This is a genomic window from Amycolatopsis jejuensis, assembly GCF_000717335.1.
GTDB classification, from domain to species: domain Bacteria; phylum Actinomycetota; class Actinomycetes; order Mycobacteriales; family Pseudonocardiaceae; genus Amycolatopsis; species Amycolatopsis jejuensis.
In genome coordinates, this window is the sequence record NZ_JNYZ01000108.1 from 1 (window position 1) to 369 (window position 369).

General features: G+C 63.7%; 1 protein-coding gene. It reads right to left on the reverse strand.

All coding sequences use genetic code 11. From position 1 onward, the window contains the following. Positions 1–4: 4 nt before the first annotated feature. A partial coding sequence (locus tag OO71_RS45965) for an amidohydrolase family protein (protein ID WP_211260849.1) occupies positions 5–369 on the reverse strand: 365 nt, incomplete at its 5' end.

Here is a 369-nt window from a genome sequence, read left to right on the forward strand (position 1 = left end):
CGAGTCACTGGTCGTTGCCGTGGTTGGTGGCGTGGGCGGGTTGGGTGAAGGGGGTGATGCCGAGTTCTGTGTAGATTTCGCTGGGGTAGTAGATGTTGCCGTTGTGGATGACGGTGCGGATGTTGCGGATGGTGCTGATGTCGTGGGTGGGGTCGCCGTCGATGAGGATGAAGGAGGCGGTTTTGCCGCGTTCGATGCTGCCGTGGGTGTGGCCGTTGCCGAGGTGGTCGGCGGCGTGTTGGGTGGCGATGGTGAGGACTTCGGCGGGGGTGTAGCCGGCTTGGGTGTAGAGCTCGAGTTCGCGGTGCAGGGAGAAGCCGGTGTTGTCGTCGGTGCCGGGCCACAACGGAATACCCTCCGCACGCAACA